Genomic DNA, 2455 nt, shown 5'->3' on the forward strand with positions numbered 1-2455 from the left:
TGATCGCGAAGAAATGTTCCATGATCTCGATCCCTTCTATTATGATTTGCGGGGCTGGGATTATGGGGAGGCAGCACTGGCCGGATTCGTGTATGGGGATGGTGGGCAATGGGCGGTTGATATTGGCCTGGTTGATCACAGTTCGCTCGCAAGCTTTGCCTATATTGCTGGCTGGTTTGCGAGTGGAATTTTTTCCATTGGCGATATTCGGGATACACTGGTTGCGATTATTGAGGGCAATCTGGGTGATGCCTTGGTCAATGCGCTGGGGATTCTACCGCTTGTCGGCAATGTGGCGAAATCGTCAACCATTGTGACCAAGTATAGCTCATGGATTCCGACCGCGAAAGCTCCCTTCACCCGCTGGATTATCGGGAAATTTAAAGATTGTCCCGATGCTGCATGTCAACAATTTATCCGTTTCTGTATGGGGCTTTTTGGGATTACTGAGGATGTTGCGCTCCTCGTTGGGAAAACCGAGCTGGATGAATTGGCGATGTCTGGTAATAACATGCAAACAATTGCCAAGCTCTTGTTTGACAATCCCCATAAGTTTGAGTTAGTCCAAGGGAGTCCGGTATCGCTGAGTACGATTGATGCACGAATTACCAGGGCCAATGGCTGGAATCCAGGGTTGCAAGGGAGAGTCCTGTCGCATGCCCGAGGAACCGAGACGGCCAAATTGTATTTGGAAGGGCGTGGGTATCAGATTCTCTATGCGGATAGCAATATGCCGATTGCGCAGTTAAACGGGTTACCCCCCATGTATACCGTCCAAGGACCTGATATCATTGCGGTGAATCCCGCAACGGGGAAGGTTGTTGTGGTTGAGGCAAAAGGATATAGTAGTAAGCTGAGGCTTGGGCGTGGGAACTTACTCAAGCGCTTAGCCCTCAATAATGGTGCGCCAACGGCCCAGAATTCCCGTGTATGGTTAAGGAACCAACATAACCGCTACACGGACGCAATGGTGAACGCACGTGATCCAAAAGTTCGTCAGGCCTATCAACTATTGAGTGGTGTTATCCACCAGAATCATACCTATGAAACGATTGTTGTTGCATCAGGAGCGAACCCAAAACTAGGTTCAAGAATGGATCTCGTTTTAGAACAATTGAATGCGTATACTACAGCAGTGGAAGTTATTAAAATTCCATGGCGATAAGCGTTTAGAATGATGGTGAGCCGTGGTACAGAAGTATGGAATGCATGGTGCGAGCACTATTATGCTTCTGTACCACTGGACAACAGAAGTAGATCGGCAGTCAAGCCACCATTAAAGTGAAAGAGAAAGGATACATATTCAATGATTCAGCCAAAAGCGAAGGCATTGCAAAAACGGCTGCACGAGCGGCTTAGCCGCATCGAAATAAAAAAAAACCATGGCTATGCATTAAGTTGGGAAGATTGGGAAGAGCTTGGGCGCTGTTATTATTACCTGCGTGATGAACGGGCGACCGAGTATCTTCGGCGGGCAGCCCTCTTAGTAGTCGAGCAACGGGTAGGCACGATTGATCCACGTTCGTCTTCGTCGTTATTTGAACATGCTGGAGACTGGTTTTATGCGGCAAATTTGTATCGACTGATTGGCGATGAAGCGTCAATGCGTGCATGTATTGCGAAAGTACGGGCACTTGAAGGATACCCAGTTTGGATGGAGTGGCCCGTCAATGTCGAATTCTATTGGGATCTGTTGGCCTTATCCGCCCTGATGGAAGGCGATGCACCGCAAGCGTTGATCTATGATGCCAAGATTGCGGCGTTGCCCCAGCGTGAAAATCCGGATCGCCCATGGTCGGGACGGTTAGCCGAGGCGATCGTGCAGACGGATGTGAGCGCGATTCGGGCGATTGGCGATGAACTCCATGGCCTGTTGACCCGGTATCATGGCAAGCCGTGGGATACCAGCTATTTGAATCTGTGGGATTGGTATGAATTTACTGATCGGGTTGCTGCTGAGGTGGAGCGTGCTGCTGTGCCAACGGAATAAACGAGTATATGGGCCAGGTACTGCGGTTTTGGCGTAATGCGGGCGGCTTGGAGGGCGATCTGGAATAAGGTGGCTCGCTCATCAGCATGAGTATAGCGATACTGCTGCGCCGCCAAAATGGCCTTGCGCTGCTCGTTAATGGTGCGGGGATTGGGGATGCGAAGGTCGGCAGCCTCCATGGGCGAGCCAAGATCCGCAAGGATATACTGAAGGTCATCCTGCATCGTTGGCAGAGCGAGGGGGAAAAAGCGCTGCTTCGCTTTGAAATAGCCCAATTGGAGAATAAACCAAGCATGCAGGAGATCATCCGATGACCGAGGAAAGCGTTCCGCTTCGGCCTGATGTGGTCATAATTTAATGGACAATCGTTCGTATCCGCTCCACGCCGCTTCAATCGTTGCGGGCGTTTGGTAGCCTAAACCCGAATGCAGCCGTTGGCGATTGTAAAAGATTTCGATGTATTCG

3 protein-coding genes are annotated in these 2455 nt (G+C 50.2%); 2 read left to right on the plus strand and 1 reads right to left on the minus strand.

Annotated elements, in window-relative coordinates; all coding sequences use genetic code 11:
- Both ABEB26_RS26740 and ABEB26_RS26745 read left to right on the plus strand, forming a co-directional pair.
- A partial coding sequence (locus tag ABEB26_RS26740; RefSeq protein ID WP_345725150.1) for a hypothetical protein occupies nucleotides 1–1165 on the plus strand: 1165 nt, incomplete at its 5' end.
- 141 nt (nucleotides 1166–1306) lie between these two features.
- The gene (locus ABEB26_RS26745) at nucleotides 1307–1990 is read left to right on the plus strand and encodes a tetratricopeptide repeat protein (protein WP_345725151.1); all 684 of its coding nucleotides are present in this window, start codon (nucleotides 1307–1309) and stop codon (nucleotides 1988–1990) included.
- Here the strand turns inward: ABEB26_RS26745 and ABEB26_RS27055 are convergent.
- On the minus strand, nucleotides 1909–2265 hold the full coding sequence (locus ABEB26_RS27055; protein WP_486348340.1) for a DUF4158 domain-containing protein: 357 nt from the start codon (nucleotides 2263–2265) through the stop codon (nucleotides 1909–1911). The two genes, ABEB26_RS26745 and ABEB26_RS27055, sit on opposite strands and share 82 nt — an antisense overlap.
- Between the last annotated feature and the right edge of the window lie 190 nt (nucleotides 2266–2455).

It is taken from the genome of Herpetosiphon gulosus (assembly GCF_039545135.1).
Taxonomy (GTDB): Bacteria; Chloroflexota; Chloroflexia; order Chloroflexales; family Herpetosiphonaceae; genus Herpetosiphon; species Herpetosiphon gulosus.

What these genes read in the sequence shown, in the direction of transcription:
- ABEB26_RS26745 (WP_345725151.1), top strand. Translation starts at nt 1,307, where the DNA reads ATGATTCAGCCAAAAGCGAAGGCATTGCAAAAACGGCTGCACGAGCGG.